The sequence below is a fragment of the Streptomyces sp. NPDC002092 genome, from assembly GCF_053593775.1.
The window spans coordinates 1-17,731 of the sequence record NZ_JBSFDG010000027.1; the positions used below are offsets into that span (position 1 = coordinate 1).

The 17,731-nt window shown below is 71.4% G+C and carries 19 protein-coding genes and 2 pseudogenes; 19 read left to right on the plus strand and 2 right to left on the minus strand.

Annotation, left to right across the window (positions count from 1 at the left end; all coding sequences use genetic code 11):
• The 6 genes from ACWCRD_RS40245 to ACWCRD_RS40270 form a co-directional block, all read left to right on the plus strand.
• The coding region (locus tag ACWCRD_RS40245; protein WP_450970712.1) for an SDR family oxidoreductase at positions 1 to 95 on the plus strand (95 nt) is incomplete at its 5' end.
• On the plus strand, positions 92 to 721 hold the full coding sequence (locus ACWCRD_RS40250; RefSeq protein ID WP_450970635.1) for a bifunctional 4-hydroxy-2-oxoglutarate aldolase/2-dehydro-3-deoxy-phosphogluconate aldolase: 630 nt from the start codon (positions 92 to 94) through the stop codon (positions 719 to 721). The genes ACWCRD_RS40245 and ACWCRD_RS40250, both read left to right, overlap by 4 nt.
• Complete coding sequence (locus ACWCRD_RS40255; protein ID WP_450970636.1) at positions 718 to 1,755, plus strand: PfkB family carbohydrate kinase; 1,038 nt, start codon at positions 718 to 720, stop codon at positions 1,753 to 1,755. The genes ACWCRD_RS40250 and ACWCRD_RS40255 overlap by 4 nt, the downstream gene beginning before the upstream one ends.
• Positions 1,756 to 1,801: 46 nt before the next feature.
• Positions 1,802 to 2,803 (plus strand): aldo/keto reductase, encoded by a 1,002-nt coding sequence (locus tag ACWCRD_RS40260; protein WP_450970713.1) that lies wholly within the window; start codon positions 1,802 to 1,804, stop codon positions 2,801 to 2,803.
• Positions 2,794 to 3,504: a FadR/GntR family transcriptional regulator gene (locus ACWCRD_RS40265; protein WP_450970637.1), complete on the plus strand. Its 711-nt coding sequence runs from the start codon at positions 2,794 to 2,796 to the stop codon at positions 3,502 to 3,504. Before ACWCRD_RS40260 ends, ACWCRD_RS40265 begins: the two co-directional genes overlap by 10 nt.
• A 332-nt stretch (positions 3,505 to 3,836) precedes the next feature.
• Positions 3,837 to 4,643, plus strand: coding sequence for a FadR/GntR family transcriptional regulator (locus tag ACWCRD_RS40270; protein WP_450970638.1), 807 nt, complete (start codon positions 3,837 to 3,839; stop codon positions 4,641 to 4,643).
• 273 nt (positions 4,644 to 4,916) lie between these two features.
• Here ACWCRD_RS40270 and ACWCRD_RS40275 read toward each other — a convergent pair whose 3' ends face one another.
• A complete protein-coding gene (locus ACWCRD_RS40275; protein ID WP_450970639.1) occupies positions 4,917 to 5,552 on the minus strand; it encodes a TetR/AcrR family transcriptional regulator in 636 nt (211 codons plus the stop codon).
• Between the two features lie 135 nt (positions 5,553 to 5,687).
• On the opposite strand from ACWCRD_RS40275, the gene ACWCRD_RS40280 reads away from it, so the two are divergent.
• The 10 genes and pseudogenes from ACWCRD_RS40280 to ACWCRD_RS40325 form a co-directional block, all read left to right on the plus strand.
• Positions 5,688 to 6,842, plus strand: a complete 1,155-nt coding sequence (locus ACWCRD_RS40280) for a VOC family protein (RefSeq protein WP_450970640.1) — start codon at positions 5,688 to 5,690, stop codon at positions 6,840 to 6,842.
• 29 nt (positions 6,843 to 6,871) lie between these two features.
• A complete protein-coding gene (locus ACWCRD_RS40285) occupies positions 6,872 to 7,822 on the plus strand; it encodes a fumarylacetoacetate hydrolase family protein (protein WP_450970641.1) in 951 nt (316 codons plus the stop codon).
• Between the two features lie 7 nt (positions 7,823 to 7,829).
• Complete coding sequence (gene mhpA / locus ACWCRD_RS40290; protein ID WP_450970642.1) at positions 7,830 to 9,416, plus strand: bifunctional 3-(3-hydroxy-phenyl)propionate/3-hydroxycinnamic acid hydroxylase MhpA; 1,587 nt, start codon at positions 7,830 to 7,832, stop codon at positions 9,414 to 9,416.
• Positions 9,413 to 11,380: an acetoacetate--CoA ligase gene (locus ACWCRD_RS40295; RefSeq protein WP_450970643.1), complete on the plus strand. Its 1,968-nt coding sequence runs from the start codon at positions 9,413 to 9,415 to the stop codon at positions 11,378 to 11,380. Before mhpA ends, ACWCRD_RS40295 begins: the two co-directional genes overlap by 4 nt.
• The gene (locus ACWCRD_RS40300) at positions 11,377 to 11,730 is read left to right on the plus strand and encodes a DoxX family protein (protein WP_450970644.1); all 354 of its coding nucleotides are present in this window, start codon (positions 11,377 to 11,379) and stop codon (positions 11,728 to 11,730) included. Before ACWCRD_RS40295 ends, ACWCRD_RS40300 begins: the two co-directional genes overlap by 4 nt.
• An 86-nt stretch (positions 11,731 to 11,816) precedes the next feature.
• Positions 11,817 to 12,323, plus strand: coding sequence for a SpoIIE family protein phosphatase (locus ACWCRD_RS40305; RefSeq protein WP_450970645.1), 507 nt, complete (start codon positions 11,817 to 11,819; stop codon positions 12,321 to 12,323).
• A gap of 149 nt (positions 12,324 to 12,472) precedes the next feature.
• A complete protein-coding gene (locus ACWCRD_RS40310; protein WP_450970646.1) occupies positions 12,473 to 13,657 on the plus strand; it encodes a cytochrome P450 in 1,185 nt (394 codons plus the stop codon).
• 30 nt (positions 13,658 to 13,687) lie between these two features.
• Positions 13,688 to 13,885 (plus strand): ferredoxin, encoded by a 198-nt coding sequence (locus ACWCRD_RS40315; RefSeq protein ID WP_450970647.1) that lies wholly within the window; start codon positions 13,688 to 13,690, stop codon positions 13,883 to 13,885.
• Positions 13,882 to 15,039, plus strand: a complete 1,158-nt coding sequence (locus ACWCRD_RS40320; RefSeq protein ID WP_450970648.1) for an NAD(P)/FAD-dependent oxidoreductase — start codon at positions 13,882 to 13,884, stop codon at positions 15,037 to 15,039. The genes ACWCRD_RS40315 and ACWCRD_RS40320 overlap by 4 nt, the downstream gene beginning before the upstream one ends.
• Positions 15,040 to 15,150: 111 nt before the next feature.
• Positions 15,151 to 15,605 (plus strand): annotated as a pseudogene (locus tag ACWCRD_RS40325) (transposase); the annotation flags it as partial.
• Positions 15,606 to 15,607: 2 nt separating this feature from the next.
• On the opposite strand, the gene ACWCRD_RS40330 reads toward ACWCRD_RS40325, so the two are convergent.
• Complete coding sequence (locus ACWCRD_RS40330) at positions 15,608 to 16,297, minus strand: LysR family substrate-binding domain-containing protein (RefSeq protein WP_450970649.1); 690 nt, start codon at positions 16,295 to 16,297, stop codon at positions 15,608 to 15,610.
• Between ACWCRD_RS40330 and ACWCRD_RS40335 the strand changes: the two are divergent.
• The 3 genes and pseudogenes from ACWCRD_RS40335 to ACWCRD_RS40345 form a co-directional block, all read left to right on the plus strand.
• Positions 16,226 to 16,432, plus strand: a pseudogene (locus tag ACWCRD_RS40335) (AraC family transcriptional regulator); the annotation flags it as partial. The gene ACWCRD_RS40330 and the pseudogene ACWCRD_RS40335 sit on opposite strands and share 72 nt — an antisense overlap.
• Positions 16,432 to 17,076 (plus strand): glyoxalase, encoded by a 645-nt coding sequence (locus ACWCRD_RS40340; protein WP_450970650.1) that lies wholly within the window; start codon positions 16,432 to 16,434, stop codon positions 17,074 to 17,076. The pseudogene ACWCRD_RS40335 and the gene ACWCRD_RS40340, both read left to right, overlap by 1 nt.
• 77 nt (positions 17,077 to 17,153) lie before the next feature.
• A complete protein-coding gene (locus tag ACWCRD_RS40345; RefSeq protein ID WP_450970651.1) occupies positions 17,154 to 17,639 on the plus strand; it encodes an iron chaperone in 486 nt (161 codons plus the stop codon).
• Positions 17,640 to 17,731 lie beyond the last annotated feature (92 nt).

A 17,731-nucleotide genomic window follows, 5' to 3' on the forward strand; every position in this document is an offset into this window, starting at 1 on the left:
ACCTCGCGGGCGCCACCGTCTTCCTCGCCTCGGACGCCGCCGCCTACATCCACGGCACCGTCCTTCCCGTCGACGGCGGATGGCTGGGCCGATGAGCGCCGACCTGGCCTCGGTACTGGCCGGAGCCCGTCTCCTGCCGGTGCTGACCGTGCCGTCCGCCGCGACCGCCGGCCCGCTGGCCGAGGCACTCGCGGCGGGCGGCGCCCGCTGCGCGGAGGTCACCTTCCGCACCCCGGACGCGGAGCAGGTCGTGAAGGCGATGGCCGCCCACGGTGGCCTCACCGTCGGCGCCGGTACGGTACTCACCCCCGAACAGGCGGAGCGGGCCGTGGCGGCCGGGGCCCGCTTCGTCGTCTCGCCCGGCTTCGACGACGAGGTCGTCGCCCGGTGCCGTGAGCTGGGCGTGCCCGTGATCCCCGGTGTCGCCACCGCCACCGAGGTGATGCGCGCCCTGAAGGCGGGCCTCGACACCGTCAAGCTCTTCCCCGCCGAACCGCTCGGCGGCCTGCGGACGCTGCGGGCGCTGGCGGCGCCCTTTCCCGGGGTGCGGTTCATGCCGACGGGCGGGATCGACGCGTACCGCATGGCCGCCTACCTGGCCGATCCGGCGGTGCTCGCCGTCGGCGGCAGCTGGATGGCCACCCCCGCCCTCCTCAAGAGCGGCGACTACGCGGAGATCCGCCGGCTGACCGCCGACGCGGTCGAAAGGAGCAGGACGTGACCGACGTGATCGCCCTCGGCGAGGTCATGCTGCGCTTCGACCCCGGAGAGGGCCGGATCAGCACGGCCCGCAGCTTCCAGGTATGGGAGGGCGGCGGCGAGTACAACGTCGTCCGCGGTCTGCGCCGCTGCTTCGGCCTGCGCACTGCCGTCGTGACCGCGCTCGCCGACAACGCGGTGGGCCGGCTGGTCGAGGACCTGATCCTGCAGGGCGGCGTCGACACCTCGCTGATCCGCTGGGTGCCCGACGACGGCATCGGCCGCACCGCCCGCAACGGCCTCAACTTCGTCGAACGCGGCTACGGCATCCGCGGCGCAATGGGCGTCAGCGACCGCGCCCACACCGCCGTCTCCCAGCTGCGCAAGGGCGACGTGGACTGGGACACCGTGTTCTCGGCCGGGGCGCGCTGGTTCCACACCGGCGGCATCTTCGCGGGCCTGTCGGACACCACCGTCGACGTGGCCGACGAGGCGATGGCGGCCGCACGCCGCCACGGCGTCACCGTTTCCTACGACCCCAACTACCGCCCCAGCCTCTGGGCCGGCCGTGGCGGAGCCGAACGGGCCCGGGACATCGATCTGCGGCTCGCCCGGCACGCCGATGTGGTCGTGGGCGCACTGGGCCTGGCGGGCGAGCATCCGGGCGCCGTGCGTTTCCGGGCGCACGAGGTGCCGGACGCGCTCGCCGCCGTGGCCGATCTGCTGCCCGCGGTGAACGTACTGGCGACGACCCTGCGCGAGGTGCCCTCGGCCGGCGTCAACGACTGGTCCTCGGCCGCCTGGTCCGCCGAAACGGGCTTCGTCACCGGCCCGCTGATGCCCGGCCTGCACGTCCTGGACCGCATCGGCTCCGGCGACGCCTTCGCCGCCGGACTGATCCACGGACTGCTCACCGGTGCAGGCCTGGAACGCGCCCTGGCCTACGGCACGGCCCACGGCGCACTCACCATGACCACCCCCGGAGACGTCTCCATGGCCTCGCTCGCCGAGGTCGAGGCGCTCGTCGCGGGCGCATCGGCCCACGTCAGACGCTGACCGGCGTCCCCACCCGTCACTCCAGGAGCACGTCTTGCACCAGCGGATGATCCAGCACACGTCCGTCGCCCTCACCGGCCTCGGCTTCGGGGCCTCCGTGATCGGCAACCTGTACCGCGTCACCCCGGTGGACGAGGCGACAGCCGCCGTGGACGCCGCCTGGGACGCGGGCATCCGCTACTTCGACACCGCACCGCACTACGGCCTCGGCCTCTCCGAACGCCGGCTCGGCGCCGCCCTGCGCGACCGGCCGCGCGAGGAGTACGTCATCTCCTCCAAGGTGGGCCGCCTCCTCGTCCCCAACGAACGGCCGCGGGGCGTCGACGACCAGGGCTTCGTCGTACGCGACGACCTGCGCCGGCAATGGGACTTCAGCCGTGACGGCGTGCTGCGCTCCATCGAGGACACGCTGGAGCGCACCGGCCTGGACCGCCTCGACATCGTCTACCTCCACGACCCCGACGACCACTGGCGCCAGGCCGCCGACGAGGCCATGCCCACCCTCGCGGAACTCCGCGACCAAGGGGTGATCGCAGCGATCGGCGCCGGCATGAACCAGTCCGCCATGCTCGCCCGCTTCCTGCGCGAGACCGCCGCCGACGTGGTGATGCTCGCCGGACGCTACACACTCCTCGACCAGTCCGCACTGGACGACGTCCTGCCCGCCGCACAGGCCCACGGCAAGAGCGTCGTCGCGGTCGGTGTCTTCAACTCCGGCCTGCTCTCCCGCGACCACCCCGCCGAGGGCATGAAGTACGACTACCAGGACGCCCCACCTGCTCTGGTCGCCCGCGCCCGGGCGATCGCCGACGTCTGCGAGGCGCACGGGACCACCCTGCCAGCGGCCGCGATCGCCTTCCCCGACACGCATCCCAGTATCATCAACGTCACCCTCGGCATGCGGACTGCGGAACAGGTCGGACGAAACGTGCAACTCCATGATCAGCGCGTCCCGGACGCCCTCTGGGACGAACTCCGCACTCAGGGGCTGATCAGGTCGGACGTGCTCGCGGGGCGCGATGGCGGGAGGGATGCGCGGTGTCTCTGACGGACAAGGCCATCGAGCAGATCCGGGAACTGATCCGCACCGGCGCGCTGCCGCCGGGCTCGAAGCTCCCGCCGGAGCCGGACCTGGCCGCGCAGTTGGGGCTGTCCCGCAACCTCGCCCGTGAAGCGGTCAAGGCACTGGCCGTCGCCCGCGTCCTGGAGGTCCGGCGCGGCGACGGCACATATGTGACCAGCCTGCAGCCGAGCCTGCTCCTGGAGGGGCTCGGCGGCGCGGTGGAACTGCTGCAGGGCGACTCGGTCGCCCTGCAGGACCTCATGGAGGTACGGCGGCTCCTCGAACCGCTCGCCACGGCCCTTGCCGCAACCCGGATCTCCGACGACCAACTCGCCGAGGTCAAGCGGCACTTGGACGCGATGCGGGATGCGCGCGATGACGTCGAACAGCTCAACGCCCACGACGCAGCCTTCCACCGCGCCGTCGTCTCGGCCACGGGCAACGAGACGCTCCTCACTCTCCTGGAGGGGATCTCCGGCCGCACCCTGCGCGCCCGCATCTGGCGCGGTCTGGTCGACGACAAGGCCGCGGGCCGCACCCTCGCCGAGCACGAGGCGATCTTCAACGCCCTGTCCACTCGCGACGCCGCCCTCAGCCAGGCCGCCGCACTGCTGCACGTGAGCAACACCGAGCAGTGGCTTCGGGAACATCTACGCTCGGGCGAGCCCCTCCGAAAGATCCCCTAGACCCTCTCGACCTTCAGATGAGTGCCACTCATTCAGGGGTCGGCCCCGTCGCACTGTCCATGCCCCGAAGCGGTAACTGAAATTAGTCGCCTTATCGGGTTCAACGTCCAGGGTATGTGCAGCTTTTCTTGTGTCAAAGGGTGGCTTGCGCGCAGTGATCGAGGGTGGTCGCATGCCATTGGTCAGGTTTTGGCAGCTTCTGCGGTAGGTGCAGTTCGGTGGTTCGGTATTGCGCTGCGAAAATGAGTACGACTCATATTGGGCTGCGGTATGATGCCGCTGGCTCGCAGCGACCCGTCGCTGTCTCGGCAGTCACCTTGGAGGCAGAACCGATGAACGACACGCCCGCGACCGAAGCGGCATTGCCGGAGCAGGCCGCTCCCGCCGCTGCCGCCGCGCAACCGGCGGCGAACGGTGCGGGCGAACAGCGCGACTACCGCCCCGGTTACGAGATCGTGGCGGAGCGGATCCTCGAGTTCATCGCCGAAGCGCGCCTGGAGGCGGGCGATCGGCTTCCCACCGAGAACGACCTGGCCCAGACGCTGAACACCAGCCGGGCGGTGGTGCGGGAGGCCGTGAAGATCCTCTCCGCGCTGGGTCGGGTGCGGGCCCACAAGGGGCGCGGGCTTTTCGTCGCGGACGACGAGGGGATGCTCATCACCAGCCGGTGGGGAGGGTTCTTCCGTCCCGTCGACCTTGACCATGTCCTCATGCTGTTCGAGTTCCGCAGGGTCCAGGAGATGTCCGCGAGCAGTCTGGCGGCCACCCGTGCCACGCCGGCCGAACTGCGCACCATCGAGATCGCCATGCAGCAGTGCCGCCACGGGTTCGAGCACGATCAGGTGGACGTCTTCAACCAGGCGGACGAGGACTTCCACGGGGCCGTCGCGGCTGCCTCGCACAATACGTTCCTGGTCAGTGCCGTGCGTGACGCGCGGCGTCTGCAGCGGCAGTCCAGCGCCATCGGTATTCACGACACCTTCGGCACCGGCACCCGGCTGGCGGTCGAGGAGCACGAGGCGATCTACCGGGCCATTCGCGACGGCCGCCCCGACGAGGCGGCCGAGGCCACGGCGGTCCACCTCGACAGAACGCTGGAGGACTACCGGCGGGAGATCCAGCGGCGCCTGTTCGGGTAACCGGCGCGCAGCCTCTGCCGACTCCCGGCCTGCGTACGGCACGCGGCGCCACGGTGGAGGGCCTTGGTTTCGACGACGGCGTCGCGCGGGCGCGGCCGGCCGGGCCCGCGCGAGGGCCGGACGCCCGCAGATGCCCGCGGCTGACGTCGATGCGATGCTCCTGGGGGTGCACCTGCGTGCCGTAACGCCCACCGAGGATGGATCGGCGCCGATTTCACCGGTCGCCCGTTCATCTTCTGGCGAGGCTCCGCGGCCACCGCGTGGCGGGGTCGGTCAGGCGGGGTCGGGCAGGGGGCGCCGGGCGACCTCGTGGGCGTCTTCCTGCGATACGCCCAGCATGCGCAGGACCATCTCGGCCAGGTTCGCCGCCGCCTCGTCGCCGTCCACGTCGGGGCGGGCGAATCGCAGCTCCACCAGGGACAGCAGGGTGCCGCCCACTGCCGTCAGGGCGACCGCCGGGTCCGTGTCGGTGAAGCGGCCGGAGGCCATGCCGACCTGGAGGTCGCGCAGTGCCCGCCGGGTCAGGCCGTTGTCCGTGTGGATGTGGCCGAGGCCGCGGCGGCGCAGGACCTGCAGCAGTTCCGGGTGGGAGTCGGCCATACGGGCGCTGAGCCTGAAGCCCGCCGCGACGAGTTCCGCCGGGTCGTCGATCCCTGCCAGGCGCTCGTCGAAGCTCTGGCCGAACTCCTCCAGGGCGTCCACCACGGCCGCGTCGAACAGCTCGGTCTTCGACTGGAAGTGGTTGTAGAAGGAGCCGAAGCCGACGTCGGCGCGCTCGGCGATCGCCTGGATGCTGGCGCTGGTGTCCCCGGTCTCGGCGAGGATCTGCCGGGCGGCGTGGATGAGCGCGCGCCGGGTCTCGGCGCGGCGCCGCTCGAACCGGTTGCTGGCTGGGGCTGACGTAGGCATGCGCAGAGTCTAACTGCGCGGGCGATGACGATCGCAGCTCTGATGAATCCATCATTTCTCCCTGTGGGCACCTTGACGACGAGTCTGTCAGACCTGATGATTTCCTCACTATGGCGATGTTGCTCGGAGGGCACCATGTCTGAAAGCCGCGTCCACGGGCCTGATGTCAAGACGGCCCACCAGGATCTGCACAGCGAACAGGGAGCCCTGCGCGGCGAACATCCCGGTCGCTCCCGCAATCCTGTGATCAAGGTCGCCGACCTGGCCTGGCTGGAGTTCGAGAAGCCGGACCTGATGCGGGCCGAGGTCTTCGCCCGGGACTTCGGCTTCCAGGTCGCCGCACGTACGGAACGGGAGCTGTGGCTGCGCGGCACCTTCGCCGGTACACCATGCATGGTGATCCGGCGCGGTCGTACGTCCCGGTTCATCGGGCCGGCCTTCCGCGCGGCCGATCGGGCCGACCTGGACCGGCTGGCACGCGCCACCGGGTCCGACGTGCGAGACCTCGAAAAAGCCGCCCTGCCGGGCGGCGGCAAGGTGGTCGACCTGCTCGACCCCTCGGGCTTCCCGGTGCGGATCGTGCACTGCGGCGAGCAGTTGCCGGCCCTGCCCGAGCAGCGGCCGCTGCTGCTCAACTTCGGCACCGCTCACCGTCGTACGAACACCCCGCAGCGCCCGCCGCGCGAGCCGTCCCGTATCCAGCGGCTGGGACATCTGGTCCTGGAGACCAGGGTGTTCGCACGGGCGCTGGACTGGTATCTGGACACCCTGGGCATGATCGTGTCCGACTTCCTGTTCCTGGACGGACAGCGCGAGCGCGGCCCGACCATGGCGTTCATGCGCTGCGATCTCGGCAGCGTGCCGGCCGATCACCACACCCTGGCGATGCACCTCGGGCCCGGCACCGGCTATGTCCACTCCGCCTACCAGGTCACCGACCTGGACTCGATCGCTGTCGGCGGCGAGTACCTCAAGGAGCGTGGCTACCAGCGCAGTTGGGGCATCGGGCGGCACATCCAGGGCAGCCAGCTCTTCGACTACTGGCGCGACCCCGACCGCCTCATGCTGGAGCACTTCGCCGACGGAGACCTGTTCTCCTGCGACGTCGAGCCCGGCTGGGCGCCCTTTTCGGCCGGCGGGCTGGCCCAGTGGGGCCCGCCGGCCACCCGTGACTTCCTCGGCGCGAGCCCGTCTCCGCAACGGGTCCGGGGCGTCATCCAGGCCCTGCGCGGCGACAACGAGATGGACCCGGCCCGCCTCATCGGCCTGCTCAAGGCCGCCAACTCCTGACCCGACCGACCCCTGATGAAGGCACTGACATGAGTACGAACGTCCTGCGCACCGCCGACGGGTGGTGGGTCGTCCGTGGCGACCGGGCCGTCCCCGTCGACACCAAGGCCGTCACCACGGCCGAACTGATCGCCGACCGTGACGCCGTACGAGAGGCCGCAGCTTCGGGCGAGGCGGGCACGCCCGTCGCCGGCCTGGTCGCCCTCTCCCCGGTCACCACCCCCTGCCGGGTGGTCGCCCAGATGGTCAACTACCGCAGCCACGCCCGCGATTCGGGCTTCACCGGCGACATCCCGCCCGCCTTCTTCCGCAAGGCGTCCGGCTCGGTCAGCGGCCCCGGTGACACCGTCGTACGGCCCTCCCACGTGCGGTTCCTCGACTACGAGGTCGAACTCGGCCTGGTCATGGGGGCGCCGCTGCCCGTCGGTACCGTGGTCGAGGAACGGGACCTGCCGTCGTACGTCGCCGGGCTGGTGATCACCAACGACGTCAGCGCGCGTGACGTTCAGCTGACGAAGACGCAGTTCTACGAGAGCAAGTCGTACCCGACCTTCACGCCGACCGGCCCGTACCTCGCGCTGCTGGAGCCGGAGGACTTCGTCCATCTCCTCGACCTGCGGCTGAAGCTGTCCGTCAACGGCGAGCTGCGTCAGGACCGCACCCTCGCCGACATGATCGTCCGCCCGGCCCAGGCCCTGACCCTGCTCGCCCGCTTCCAGGCCCTCGACCCCGGCGACCTGCTGCTGACCGGCACCCCCGGCGGCACCGCTCTCAAGGCTCCGCCGAAGCCGGTCGAGAAGATCGGCGCGCTGCTGCCGCCCGCCGTGAAGTGGAAGACGTTCTTCAAGTCGCAGGCGAAGAACCCGCACTACCTGCATGCCGGCGACGTGATCACGGCGACGATCGCGACCCCGGACGGCCGGATCGACCTCGGCGAGCAGCGCAACCCCGTCACGGACGCGAAACAACACCCGAAGTGAGCCGCACATGACCGTCCAACGCAACGGGGCAGACGCGCCCGTGGTGATCATCGGCGCCGGACCGGTGGGCGTGACCGCCGCCCTCCTTCTGGCCCGGCGCGGAGTTCGCACCCTCGTCCTGGAACGCCACCAGGACGTCTACCCTCTCCCGCGCGCCGCCGCCACCGACGACGAGGTCTGCAGGATCCTCCAGGCCGCGGGCGTGGGGGAGGAGTTCGCCGCCATCACCCGCCCGGCGAACGGGCTGCGGCTGCTGGACGCCCGGCACCGGGTGATGGCCGAGTTCCGCCGGACCGAGCACGGCCACCACGGCTACCCGCAGACCAGCATGTTCGACGACCAGCCCGAGCTGGAACGGCTGCTGCGCGACGCTCTCGCCCGGCGCCCGGAGTGCGAACTGCGCTGCGGCGTGGAGGTCACCGGCGTCAACCCGGACACCGGCGGCGCCGTCCGCGTGACCTACCGCGACGACGACGGCGAGCATCAGCTGTGGGCCGCGGCCGTCCTGGGCTGCGACGGCGCGAACAGCCTCACCCGCGAGGCCATCGGCGCGGTCTGGGAGGACCTGCGCTTCGAGGAGTCCTGGACCGTCATCGACGTCCGCACGACGGCCGACGTCCGCTGCTGGGAGGGCGTCGACCAGGTCTGCGACCCGCACCGCCCGTCGACCTTCATGCGCATCGGCGAGGACCGCTACCGCTGGGAGTTCCGCCTCGGGGGCGCCGAGATACCGGTGCGCGAGCTGATCGCCCCGTGGCTGCCGTCGTCCTACGACGGGGAGTTCGAGGTCGTCCGCGAGGCGCAGTACACCTTCCGGGCGCGGATCGCCGACCGATGGCGCAAAGGCCGGGTCTTCCTCCTCGGTGACGCCGCGCACCTCACCCCGCCGTTCATCGGGCAGGGATTGTGTTCGGGTCTGCGCGATGCCTACAACCTCACCTGGAAGCTCGCCCGCGTCCTCCAACAAGGCGGCGACGAGCGGCTGTTGGACACGTACGAGAGCGAACGCAAGCCGCATGCCCGGCATGTGATCAAGCTCGCCGTCGCCATGGGGTGGGCCATGACCGGCGGCCAGGACGGCGCCGCCGCACTGCGCCGCGGACTCCTCGCCGCGGCCTGCCGTGTCCCCGGCCTGACCGCGATGGCCGGCCGCGACCTCAGCCCGCCCCTGACCGCCGGGCCCCTCATCCGGCGCCGTTCCCGCCGGGGCCTCGCGGGCACCCACTGCCCGCAACCATGGGTACGCGCCGACGACCGGCGCACCCGTCTCGACGAGCTGCTCGGTGACTCCTTCGCCATCCTGACCACCGCGGAGCCCTGGCCCTCGCTGAACGCCCTCGCCCACGGGCTCGGCATCCGAGCGATCCCGGTGACCGACCTCGGCGACGACGGCACCCTCGCTGCCTGGCTGCGCGCCGGCCGGGCCGACGCCGTCCTGCTGCGCCCCGACCGCGTGGTCATGGACGTCGTCCCGGCCCGGGGCCGCGACTTCACCGACACCGCCGGATGGGCGCCCCTCCTGCACACCGCGCGCCGCCCCCACCCACCCCGCCCCATCGTCGACAACGGCCTGCTGAGGAGCGCCACACGATGACCGTGCCCCGACCGTTCACGACGCCCGACCCGCAGGTCGTCGCGGACAGCAACATCATGGATTTCGCCCGCCATGCCGGGATGGCCGGCGCCGAGTACGCCGCCCTGCACCGCTGGTCGGTCACCGACCTGGAGGGCTTCTGGGGCGCGGTGTGGGAGTACTTCGACATCGACGCGGACACCCCGTACGAACAGGTCCTCGCGGAGGAGCGGATGCCCGGCGCCCGCTGGTTCACCGGCGCCACGCTCAACTACGCCCACCACGCCCTGCGCAACCTCGCCGACGACGCCGTGGCGGTCGTCGCCCTCGACGAGACCGGCTCCTGCTACGAGGTGACCGCAGGCCGCCTGCGCGCGCAGGTCGCCTCCGTCGCCGCCACTCTGCGCGACCTGGGCGTCGGCCGGGGCGACCGGGTCGTGGGCTACCTGCCCAACACCCCCCATGCAATCGTCGGGTTCCTGGCCGCCGCGAGTCTGGGCGCCGTGTGGTCGGTGTGCGGCCAGGACTACGCCCCCAAGGCCGCAGCCGACCGCTTCGCCCAGCTCGAACCGACCGTCCTGATCGCCGCGGACGGCTACCTCTTCAACGGCACCGCCCACGACCGCCGGGACGCCACCCTCGAACTCGCCTGTGCGCTACCGGAGTTGAAGGCCACGGTGCTGGTGGACCACCTGGGCCTGCCGTCGCCGCAGCGGGCGTACCCGTGCCCGGTGGTGCCATGGGAGGACGCCGCCACCCGCACCGAGGAACTCACCTGCACGCCGGTGCCGTTCGATCATCCCCTATGGGTGGTGTTCTCCTCCGGCACCACCGGCCTGCCCAAGGGCATCGTCCACGGCCACGGCGGCGTCCTCCTGGAGCACCTCAAGACCCTCGGCCTGCACTCCGACCTCGGCCCCGGCGACCGCCTCCTGTGGTACACCACCACCCACTGGATGATGTGGAACCTGGTCGCCTCGGCCTTGCTGACAGGCGCCGCGACCTGCACGTACGACGGCAGCCCGGCGCCCCTCGCCCGGCCCGACATCCTGTGGAAGCTGGCCGCCCGCCATCAGGTGACCGTCTTCGGCACCAGCCCCCAGTACCTGCTGGGCATGGCCAAGTTCGGTATCGACCCCGCAATCCACGACCTGTCGTCGATCCGCGTGGTCGGCTGCACCGGCTCCGCCCTGCCGGCCTCCGCCTACCCCTGGGTCCGCGACCACGTCGGCGACCGCGTGCTGCTGGCGTCCATCAGCGGCGGCACGGACGTCGTGTCCGGCTTCGCCGGCAGCGCGCCCAACACCCCGGTCTGGGCGGGGGAGCTGTCCGCACCCAACCTGGGCGTGGCGCTGGCGGCGTACGACGCCGAGGGCTTTCCGGTCATCGACCAGGTCGGCGAACTGGTCATCACCCGCCCGATGCCGTCCATGCCGCTGTACTTCTGGAACGACCCCGACGGCAGCCGCTTTCGCGGCGCCTACTTCTCCTCCTATCCCGGGGTGTGGCGGCACGGCGACTGGATCACGGTCACCTCGCACGGCTCGGTGATCGTCCACGGCCGCTCCGACTCCACGCTGAACCGCAACGGCGTACGCCTGGGCAGCGCCGACATCCACGACGTCGTCGAACGCCTCCCCGAGATCACCGAGGCCCTCGTCATCGGCGCGGAGGAGCCCGACGGCGGCTACTGGATGCCGCTGTTCGTGGTCCTCGCGGCCGGAGTCGCACTGGACGACACTCTCCGTGACCGCATCCGTGAGGCCATCCGCGCGGGCGCATCACCCCGCCACGTACCCGACGAGATCCTCGAAGTGCCGGGCATCCCGCACACCCGTACTGGCAAGAAGCTCGAAGTCCCTGTGAAACGCCTCCTGCAGGGCGCCCCCGTCGAACAGGTCGTCAATCCCGGGAGTATGGACGCCCCGGACCTCATCGCCCACTTCGCCCGCCTGGGCGCCGAACGCCGGGACCGATCAGCATGACCACTGCACACACCGTCCTCGCCGTAGCGTTGTCCCTGGTCTTCCTCCCTCTCGGACTGGCCAAGATCACCGCCGTGCCGTTCATGCGCCAGGCAGCCGCGCACCTCGGCATGTCACCCGGCCTCTACCGCGTCATCGGCACGCTGGAGTTCGCCGGTGCCGCCGGGCTGCTGCTCGGCCTGGCTTCGGCCCCGCTGGGTGCCGCCGCCGCGATCGGGTTGGCGCTGCTCATGGCGGGTGCCACGGTGGTCCACCTGCGCCACGGCGACCCTCCGGTACGGGCTCTCCCAGCCGCCGTGCTGGCCCTGACGGCGGTGGCGTACGCCGGGTTGGCGATCGGCACCGGCTGACGGCCCCCGGCGTGGGTGTCTCGGGTGCGGGGCCTTCGACGCCTGAAGGCCTCACAGGTTTCCTGCCCGGCGTACCGCCGACAGTGGTGTGGAGTACTCTGCCGCCCGGCCCGCCGCTGGGCCTGGGCGGCCTGCCGTTCGAGGCGGCGGAGGTCGATCGGTCCGAAGGCAGCCTGCTCGCCCTGCACAACGACGGTCTGATCGAAGCCCGAGACCGCGACATCGAGACAGGTCTCACCCGCCGACGTCACGCCCTCGCCCGGCCGTCCGCTTCCCTGGAGGCAGCCTGCGTCAGCGCGCTCCGAGCCCTGCTGCCAACAGGCCGGCCCGACGATGACGTGGCCCTGCTGCTGGCCCGCACCCGCGCCCTCGGGGAGCATCAGGTCGCCGCCTGGGACGTGGACGCCGACCCGTCAGCCGTCGCGCGGGCCCGTTCGAGTGCGGCCCGGCAGCTGACGGCCTGGGGTCACCTGCGCCGGGCCCGCGCCTTCGACGAGGGCGGACGCAGCCACCTCCTTGTCGCCCAGCTCGCCGAGCGCTGGGACACGGCACGCCGGGTCCACGGAGTCGGCCTCTCTCTGTGGGCGCCGTAACCCTTGACGGTGCATTCCATCAAGGTTGATTATTTCCTCACTATGGTACCGGCGGCGAAGGGATGCCGTCATCACCCACCCACGGGCTCTGCCCTCCTCGCGCGCCCCCCCGCCTCCGCTCTCTCACGGCTCCTTCAGGAGGGCTCCTCATGTCCACGCATACGAAGTTCCCCGTCTACCACCCCGATCTGTACTCGGCCTCGGCCATCCGCGACACGCATCCGCACTACGCCGCGCTGCGTGAGCTCGGCCCCGTGGTCTGGCTGAGCAAGCACAAGGTCTACGCGCTGCCGCGCTACGCCGAGTGCAAGCAGGTGCTGCTGGACGACGAGACCTTCGTCTCCTCGGACGGCGTGGCCTTGAACCCCGTAGCCAACCGCGTGGGCCAGGGCACCACCCTGTTCAGTGACGGCGACGACCACGCCCGCCGCCGCTCCCTCCTCGCGCACCGCCTCACACCCAGGGCGCTGCGCACGATGAAGGACACCGTCGACCAACAGGCCGCCGCCGTGGCCGAGGCCGCCGTCGCCCGGCGGACGGTCGACGCGGTGGAGGTCGCCATGGCCCTGCCGCTGTCCGTCGTCCCCGACCTGGTCGGATGGCCCCAGCAGGGCCGTGAGCACCTTCTGCGCTGGGCCGGCGCCGCCTTCGACGCCATGGGCCCGCTCAACCGCCAGACGGTGCGCACACTCCCCGCGTCCCTCGGCATGCTGCGCTACGCGCGGGCGGTCGTGCGCGACCGGTCCGTCCTGGACGGCAGCATGGGCCACGACCTGCTGCGTGCCGCCGACGACGGTCGGATCATGCCGGCCGAGTGCGCCACGATGATGATCGACTACCTGGCGCCGTCCCTGGACACCACGATCAGCGCCATATCCAGCGCCCTGCACCTGTTCGCCGCCCACCCCGACCAGTGGCGCCTGCTCAAGGCGGACCCCGGCCTCATCCCGAAAGCGGTCAACGAGGTCGTCCGCTACGAATCCCCGATCCGGGCCTTCTCCCGGACCGCCGCCCACGACACGGAACTCGCCGGCGTCCCCCTGCCCAAGGGCTCCCGGGTGCTGGTCCTCTACGGCTCCGCCAACCGCGACCCGCTGGAGTGGGACGACCCGGACACCTTCGACATCCGCCGCGACGCCGCCCGCCAACTCGGCTTCGGGCAGGGCACCCACGGCTGCGCGGGCCAGGGCCTGGCCCGGCTGGAGACCTCCGCGCTACTGAGCGCTCTGGTCGAACGCGTCGACCGCATCGAGGTGGCCGGCCCGCCCGAGTGGGCGCTGAACAACGTCATCCACCGCCTTGAGCGTCTGCCGCTCGAACTGATCCCCGCCTGAACCCGCTGCTCCCCTTGTGAGGATCGCACGATGAAGATCTCCGTCGACAACGCACGCTGCGAAGGCCACGGTCTGTGCGCCGACCAGGCTCCCGGCGTCTTCAGCCTGGACGACGACGCCGAACTCACCTACCACTTCGAGGGCGTTGAGGTCCCCGACCAGCATCAGGCCGCAGCCCGCGCCGCCGTCGACGCCTGCCCCGTCGCCGCCCTGCGAGCCCTGTCGTGAGCGCACCGCGCTCGGTGCTGGTCGTCGGCGAGTCACTCGCCGGCACCACCGCCGCCCGCCACCTGCGCACCCTCGGCCACACCGGGCCGGTCACGGTCATCGGCGCCGAGGAGCACGGCGCCTACTCCCGGCCGCCCCTGTCCAAAGCGGTCCTGAAGGACCCGGCCGCCGACGACGCTCTGGGGCCGACCCTCGACGGGCTCGACGTTGACGTCATCCGCTGGGCCGCCGTCGCGGCCGACACCCGGCGCCGCATCGTGACCACCGCCGGCGGCCGGGAGGTCGACTACGACGTGCTGATCGTCGCCACCGGCGCGGACGCCCGCCGCATTGCCGCCCCCGGCCAGCGGGGCGAACTCGTCCTGCGCACCCTGGACGACGCCCGCCTGCTCCGCGACCGACTGGCGCACGCCGGCTCGGCGATAGTGGTCGGCGCCGGATTCCTGGGCATGGAGGTCGCCAGCGCCTGCGCTGCCCGAGGCATCCCGGTCACCGTCGTGGACGCCGACCGGCCGCTGGAACGCGTCCTCGGCGGCTACCTGTCCGCCGCGCTCATCACACACGCCTCGGCGCACGGCATCCGCTTCGTGCAGGCCACCGGCTTCGCCACCCTGACCGGCGACCCCGTCAACGGAGTGCTGCTCCCCGACGGCTGCGAACTCACCGCGGACCTGGTGGTGACCTGCGCGGGAGAGGTGCCCTGCACCGACTGGCTGGCAGGGACGGGCCTCGCCGACCGCCTGGGCGTCGGGGTCGACCATGCCTGCGCCACCACCGTCCCCGGCGTGTTCGCCGCCGGCGACGTCACCTACCTCCGAAGCGACGGCACCCGGCCCGACCGGCGTAGGCCCTTCTGGTCCAACGCCGTCGCCCAGGGCAGAACTGCGGCGGCCTCCGCCCTCGGTCTCCCTCCTTCCGGACCGTCGCATGATGATTACTTCTGGACCGAGGTGGCCGGTCTCGCCGTCAAGATCGTCGGCCGTCTGCCGCTCATCGGCGAACCCGCCATGGTGCAGGGCAGCGTGGCAGACGGACGCGCGCTGCTGACCTGGAGCCATGCCGACGGAACGGCGACGGCGGTCGCGTACGGACTACGCAAACCGGTAGTCGCGCTGAGGAACTTGGCCGCCACGTCTTCGCCGCCGTCGCCGTGACGGCGGGCGATGAACGACACCAGTGAGGGAGCCACGGGGCGCGGGCGGAGTGCGTTGTCGCGGTGCGCCGCCGGCCGACCCGGCTCCCGCCGCGAACCCCGAGCTGATCAGCTCCGCTCGGAAGCTCCGTGCTCGGCGGCACGGATGTTCTGCCACGTCTACGGCCGCGCGAAGACGGCCTCGCAGTTCATTCCGGGCTGGCCCCACTCCTTTGTCGCAGTGCTGAAGCCGGGGGCGACGTCCTGGACGGCGATCCTGGACGCCGTGCGGCTCGGACCGGTGGACGACGCGACCGCCGTCACTGCCGTCCAGTTGCGGGGTGTCGTGGAGTGGCTCATCGCCGCAGGCCAGTGGCAGGCCGAGGACCGCATATCGTGATCGTCAGCGACGCCGGCTATGACGTCAGCCGCCTGGCGTGGGTCCTTCGCGACCTACCCGTCGAGATGGTCGGCCGGGTCCGTTCCGACCACGTGATGCGTCTGCCGAAGCCGCCGAGGATGCACGGCGTCAATGGCCGGCCGCCCAAGCACGGCCCGGAGTTCCGCTTCACCCAGCCGGAGACCTGGCATCACCGTCGGGGTGGGGGCTGGCCCAGGGTCTCGGCCGCGGCTTCGGCGAAGTCGTGGATGAGGGGGGAGCGGCGGGAAGCCACCCAGGCGAGGGCCACCTCGTCGGGGCCGATGTCTTCGACGGGCAGCGGAACCACGTCCGGCCGGGTGTAGAAGTTCGCGGTGGACAGCGGGATCACACAGATGCCGGCTCCGGAGGCCACCAGCTCCAGCTTCTCCTCCACCTGATGGATCGCCGGAACCTCGGGGCGCTGCCTGCCGCGCAACTCCAGTGCCACGTCCCGCCACTCGGGAACGGCGTCCGGGTCCTGCAGCAGGTGCTCGGAGGCGAGGTCGATGACGGTCACTGACGGTCGGTCGGCCAAGCGGTGCCCCAGAGGCAGCACGACGACCCGGGGCTCCTGGAACAGCGGTCGTACTTCCAGGCCGTGCTGGTCGATGGGCAGCCGTACGACACTCACGTCCGCCCGGCCGTCCAGCAGCACCTTGACCTGGTCGTCCCAGCTCGTGCGCAACAGGCGTACGTTCACGTCGGGCTGACGTGCGGTGAAGGCCGCGGTGGCCGGGGTGAGCATGATGCCGGGCATGAAGCCGATGGTCAGTGTCGGTGTGCCCTGCGCCTCACCGAGCTGGTCGGCATGCCGCCCGGGGCCTTCCGGCGCCAGGCGGCGGATGTGGCGGCCGACCATGCTGATGCTGCGGGAACGGCGCGCGATGCAGGGTCGGCGATCACAGTGGAGGGGATGCCGGCGTGCGTGGCGAAGCAGGTCTCAAGACCGGTCAGGAATCGAGAAGCCCCGGCCGCCCAGCAGCCTCTAGCGTGATGGCCATGGCAACCACCGCTTCCACCGCATCCCCCACGTCCCTCGCGTCCGTCACCCTTGAGGTGGCCGACCCCGAGGCCGCCCGCCGCTTCTACAGCGCCTTCGGTGTGGAAACGTACATACGCCTGCGGGCGTCCGAGGCGCACTCCACCGGATTCCGCGGCTTCACTCTGGCGCTCACGGTTTCCGGGCCGGCCACCGTCGACAGCTTCGTCGGCGCCGCCGTGGACGCCGGCGCCACGGTGCTGAAGCCCGCCGCGAAGTCGCTGTGGGGCTACGGCGGCGTCGTCCAGGCTCCGGACGGGACGATCTGGAAGGTCGCGACCTCGGCGAAGAAGGACACCGGTCCGGCCGCCCGCGAGATCGACGAGGTCGTCCTGCTGCTGGGCGTCGAGGACGTGAAGGCCAGCAAGCAGTTCTACGTCGGCCGGGGCCTGACAGTGGCCAGGAGCTTCGGCGGCAAGTACGCCGAGTTCACCTCCGACGAGTCCAGCCCCGTCAAACTGGCGCTGTACAAGCACCGCGGCCTGGCCAAGGACCTCGGCGTCCCCGCCGACGGCACCGGCTCGCACCGCATCGTCCTCGGCAGCACCGCCGACACCTTCGCCGACCCCGACGGATTCGCCTGGGAGGCAGCCGCGTAGCTCGCCCCCCGCCCTCCACGGCGCTGCCCTGTCCTGACTCCCGCCCCGCCTGACCCTGTACGAGAGGAAAACTTGCCATGCCGTCCACGAAGTCGCCCGCCGAGGACTCCGGCACGACCACCGAGCAGTACAGCGGATTCACCGCCGAGGAGCGGGCCGCGATGAAGGAGCATGCACGCGAGGAGAAGAAGGCGGCGGCGCGGCGCGGTTCATCCCGGGCGGAGAAGGAGGCGGCGGCGGAGCGGGACGTGCTCGCGAAGATCGCCCAGATGCCGGAGGCGGACCGCGTCCTCGCGGAGCGGATCCACGAGATCATCAAGGCCGCCGCTCCGGACCTCGCGCCCAAGCTCTGGTACGGGATGCCCGCGTACACCAGAGACGGTAAGGTCGTCTGCCACTTCCAGAGCGCGGAGAAGTTCAAGTCGAGGTACGCCACGCTCGGCTTCAGCGACCAGGCGGCACTCGACGACGGCGCCATGTGGTCGACCGCCTACGCCGTGCGGGAGCTGACCGCGGCCGACGAAGAGCGCATCAGCGCGCTCGTCAAGAAGGCGGTGGGCTGAGGGCAGCCCGGGCAGAACCGGTGGCGAAGGGACCGAGCGGTGGAAGTCGTTCACTGGCTTGGCACAACGCGTCGCCACGGCCAGACGCCCCG

Coding starts and splice junctions, on each gene's coding strand:
- ACWCRD_RS40260 (WP_450970713.1), top strand. CDS start 1,802: ATGATCCAGCACACGTCCGTCGCCCTCACCGGCCTCGGCTTCGGGGCC.
- ACWCRD_RS40270 (WP_450970638.1), top strand. CDS start 3,837: ATGAACGACACGCCCGCGACCGAAGCGGCATTGCCGGAGCAGGCCGCT.
- ACWCRD_RS40315 (WP_450970647.1), top strand. CDS start 13,688: ATGAAGATCTCCGTCGACAACGCACGCTGCGAAGGCCACGGTCTGTGC.
- ACWCRD_RS40275 (WP_450970639.1), bottom strand. CDS start 5,552: ATGCCTACGTCAGCCCCAGCCAGCAACCGGTTCGAGCGGCGCCGCGCC.
- ACWCRD_RS40250 (WP_450970635.1), top strand. CDS start 92: ATGAGCGCCGACCTGGCCTCGGTACTGGCCGGAGCCCGTCTCCTGCCG.
- ACWCRD_RS40310 (WP_450970646.1), top strand. CDS start 12,473: ATGTCCACGCATACGAAGTTCCCCGTCTACCACCCCGATCTGTACTCG.
- mhpA (WP_450970642.1), top strand. CDS start 7,830: ATGACCGTCCAACGCAACGGGGCAGACGCGCCCGTGGTGATCATCGGC.
- ACWCRD_RS40285 (WP_450970641.1), top strand. CDS start 6,872: ATGAGTACGAACGTCCTGCGCACCGCCGACGGGTGGTGGGTCGTCCGT.
- ACWCRD_RS40295 (WP_450970643.1), top strand. CDS start 9,413: ATGACCGTGCCCCGACCGTTCACGACGCCCGACCCGCAGGTCGTCGCG.
- ACWCRD_RS40280 (WP_450970640.1), top strand. CDS start 5,688: ATGTCTGAAAGCCGCGTCCACGGGCCTGATGTCAAGACGGCCCACCAG.
- ACWCRD_RS40300 (WP_450970644.1), top strand. CDS start 11,377: ATGACCACTGCACACACCGTCCTCGCCGTAGCGTTGTCCCTGGTCTTC.
- ACWCRD_RS40345 (WP_450970651.1), top strand. CDS start 17,154: ATGCCGTCCACGAAGTCGCCCGCCGAGGACTCCGGCACGACCACCGAG.
- ACWCRD_RS40330 (WP_450970649.1), bottom strand. CDS start 16,297: ATGGTCGGCCGCCACATCCGCCGCCTGGCGCCGGAAGGCCCCGGGCGG.
- ACWCRD_RS40340 (WP_450970650.1), top strand. CDS start 16,432: ATGGCCATGGCAACCACCGCTTCCACCGCATCCCCCACGTCCCTCGCG.